This is a genomic window from Streptomyces capoamus, assembly GCF_014654935.1.
Lineage (GTDB): Bacteria > Actinomycetota > Actinomycetes > Streptomycetales > Streptomycetaceae > Streptomyces > Streptomyces capoamus.
The window spans coordinates 196262-199807 of sequence record NZ_BNBF01000009.1; the positions used below are offsets into that span (position 1 = coordinate 196262).

Consider the following 3546-nt stretch of genomic DNA (forward strand, 5'->3'; position numbering starts at 1 on the left):
CTCATCGGGGTGAAGCGGCAGGGGGAGCGGCTGAAGGAGCTGAGCGAGCGCACCATCCTCGCCCAGCGCAGCCGGATCGGCTTCGTCTTCCAGAACTTCAACCTCTTCCCGCACCTGACCGTCCTCGACAACGTCGCCGCCGCTCCCGTCGCCACCGGCAGGCTGGCCCGGCCGGCCGCCCAGGAACTCGCCCGCGAACTGCTCGGCCGGGTCGGCCTGAGTGACAAGGCGGGCGCCTACCCGCGGCAGTTGTCCGGCGGCCAGCAGCAGCGCGTCGCCATCGCCCGCGCCCTCGCCCTGCGGCCCGGAATCATCCTGTTCGACGAGCCGACCTCCGCGCTCGACCCCGAACTGGTCGGCGAGGTGCTGGCCGTCATCAAGGACCTGGCGACCAGCGGCACCACCCTGCTCATCGTCACGCACGAGATCGGGTTCGCCCGCGAGGTCGCCGACCGGGTCGTCTTCATCGACGGCGGACGGATCGTCGAACAGGGCCCGCCCGGCCAGGTGCTGGACCGGCCCCGGCACGAACGGACCCGGGACTTCCTCGCCAAGGTGCTCTGACCGCCCACCCGCCGGCCGACCCGCCCGCCCCCGTGCCGTTCCCCCCGGCATCCCGTACGCCCTGAACCCCCGCCTCCCCCCGCACCCTGCGCACGACCCGAGCCCCCCCGCAACCCCCGCACGACCCGGACCTTCCCGAACGACAAGGACAGCCATGCCCAGCCAGTTCTCCCGACGCAGCCTGATACGCGGTTTCACCGCGGCGACCGTGACCCTCTCCCTGGCCGGCGGACTCGCCGCCTGCGGGGGAGACAGCGACGCGGCGACCACCACCGACACGGCCGGCACGGTGACCGTGGGCCGGCTGTCCAACGGCGCCGCGAAGGAGACCGCGCTGAAGGTCTCCGAGGTGAAGTCGATCAGCGCCCACCTGCCCGCCTCCCTCCGCAAGAGCGGCAAGCTCGTCATCGGCGTCGGTGCCCTGCCCTCGGGGTCCGCACCGCTGAACTTTGTGGGCAGCGACCAGAAGACCCTCACCGGCTCCGAGCCCGACCTCGGCCGCCTGGTGGCCGCGGTGCTCGGCCTCAAGCCCGAGGTCAGGAACAACACCTGGGAGAACCTCTTCGTCGGTGTCGACAGCGGCAAGGTCGACGTGGCCTTCTCCAACGTCACCGTCACCGAGGAACGCAAGAAGAAGTACGAGTTCGCCTCCTACCGCAAGGACAACCTCGCCTTCGAGGTGCCGAAGAAGAGCACCTGGAACTTCGACGGAAACTACGAGAACCTCGCCGGGAAGACGGTCACCGTGGGCGCCGGCACCAACCAGGAGAAGATCCTCCTGGAGTGGAAGACCAAGCTGGCGAAGGAGGGCAAGAAGCTCACCGTCAAGTACTTCCCGGACCAGAACGCCATCAACCTGGCGCTGAGCAGCGGCAAGGTCGACGCGTACTTCGGCCCCAACCCCGCCATCGCGTACCGCGCCCGGCAGAGCGCGAACACCCCGAACCCGACCCGCAACGCGGGCACCTTCTCCGGTGCCGGTGCGACCCTCCAGGGTCTGATCGCCGCCACCGCCAAGAAGGACAGCGGGCTCGCCGAGCCGCTCGCCGAGGCCCTCAACTACCTCATCGAGCACGGGCAGTACGGCAAGTGGCTGGCCGCGTACAACCTCTCCAGCGAGTCCGTGGCGAAGGCGGAGGTCAACCCGCCCGGACTGCCGCTGACCAACTCCTGATCATCCGTCGCACCGTCGCCGACCGCTCCTGCCGGCGCAGAGAGGACTCCGTTTCCGTGGCCCACCCGACCGACGTCCGCGGAGACGGGGTCCCGCTCCTGCCCGGCGCCCCCGCCCTCGACAACCCCGTCTGGGCCGCCCTCACCGGCCCGCACACCCACCTCGCCGACCGCTACGGCCGGGCGGCCCGCTACCGGCCGGAGACGTACGCCTTCGCGGCGCTCGCCGACCCGGCGGACCCGGCGGCCTGGGCCGACCTGCACACACTGGCCGGACCGGCGGCCACCGTACGGGTCAAACCCGTCGGGCAGGTCCCCGACGGGTGGGAGGTGCTCGGTGAGGGCGAGGGCGTCCAACTGGTCGCCACCGCGCTGCGGGCCGAACCGGACCCGGAGGCGGTGCGTCTGGGACCCGGGGACGTGCCCGAGATCCTGGACCTGGTCGCCCGCACCCGGCCGGGCCCGTTCCTGCGGCGGACCGTCGAGCTGGGCGGCTATCTCGGCATCCGGCACCACGGCGGGCTGGTCGCCATGGCGGGGCAGCGGCTGCGGCTGCCCGGCTGGACCGAGATCAGCGCCGTGTGCACCGACCCCGCCCACCGCGGCCGGGGCCTGGCGACCCGGCTGGTGCGCGCGGTCGCGGCGGACATCCGGGACCGCGGCGACACACCCTTCCTGCACGCCGCCGCCGGCAACGCGGCCGCGATCCGGCTGTATGAGTCCCTCGGCTTCACCCTGCGCCGCCGCACCCGCATCGTGCGGCTGCGCACCCCGGGAACAACCGGCGCCGGCCGGACGTTGGGTGTCGTGACGAGGTCCGCCAGGCGGACGCCGATCCGGCCCGACGGGCCCGGCACAGGGAGGTGACGGCCGTGACCCGAGTGCCCCCGCAGGCGCACACGCCGTTCGTCCCGCACCCGTACCGCACCGTCCGTCTGCACTCCCGGGCGCACATAGACCTCCAGCGCGTGTCCGCCGCGCTCTGTCGCCACTGACCCTTTCCCCGGCCCGTTCCCCGCACCGGGTCCCGCACGCCGCGACCCGGCCCGGGTCCCGCCCTGCCGCGACCCGGCCCGGGACCAGCCCTGCCGCGCTCGCCCGTGGCCGCCGCGCGCCGGCACCGCGAGCCGGTGTTCTCGTACGGACATCAAGGAAGGCACCGACGTGTCCTCGACCTCCCCCGTTCCCCTGCACCTCGCCGTCGCCCTGGACGGCACCGGCTGGCACCCCGCGTCCTGGCGCGAACCGGTCGCCCGCCCCCGGGACCTGTTCACCGCCCGGTACTGGACCGACCTGATCACCGAGGCCGAACGCGGCCTGCTCGACTTCGTCACCCTCGAGGACGACCTGGGCCCGCAGTCCTCCCGGCTCCTCGCGCCGGACGAGCGCACGGACCAGGTGCGCGGCCGGCTCGACGCGGTCCTCGTCGCCTCCCGCGTCGCCCCCCTCACCCGCCACATAGGCCTGGTCCCGACCGTGGTGGCCACGCACACCGAGCCGTTCCACATCTCCAAGGCGATCGCCACCCTGGACTACGTCAGCACCGGACGCGCGGGCCTGCGGGTGCGGACCACGTTCCGCCCGGACGAGGCCGCCCACTTCGGCCGGCGCACCATCCCCCGGATCGACGGCTTCGACGCCCCCGGGGCGGGGGAGGCGATCACCGAGCTGTTCGACGAGGCCGCCGACTACGTGGAGGTGGTCCGCCGGCTCTGGGACAGCTGGGAGGACGACGCCGAGATCCGGGACGCGGCGACCGGCCGGTTCATCGACCGGGACAAGCTGCACTACATCGACTTCGAGGGCCGC

General features: G+C 73.0%; 5 protein-coding genes. All 5 read left to right on the plus strand.

All coding sequences use genetic code 11. The features are described 5' to 3' along the window. Nucleotides 1-564 (plus strand): amino acid ABC transporter ATP-binding protein (locus IE312_RS16865; protein ID WP_229899920.1); only part of this gene is annotated, 564 nt, incomplete at its 5' end. 154 nt (nucleotides 565-718) lie between these two features. Next, entirely contained in the window at nucleotides 719-1738 is a 1020-nt protein-coding gene (locus IE312_RS16870) for an ABC transporter substrate-binding protein (RefSeq protein WP_189982582.1), read from the plus strand. A 56-nt stretch (nucleotides 1739-1794) separates the two neighbouring features. Then, nucleotides 1795-2604, plus strand: coding sequence for a GNAT family N-acetyltransferase (locus IE312_RS16875; protein WP_189982584.1), 810 nt, complete (start codon nucleotides 1795-1797; stop codon nucleotides 2602-2604). A gap of 5 nt (nucleotides 2605-2609) precedes the next feature. Then, nucleotides 2610-2732 (plus strand): putative leader peptide, encoded by a 123-nt coding sequence (locus IE312_RS43805; protein WP_268254319.1) that lies wholly within the window; start codon nucleotides 2610-2612, stop codon nucleotides 2730-2732. 169 nt (nucleotides 2733-2901) lie between these two features. Then, nucleotides 2902-3546: LLM class flavin-dependent oxidoreductase (locus tag IE312_RS40460; RefSeq protein WP_229899922.1), on the plus strand; the 645-nt coding region annotated here is incomplete at its 3' end.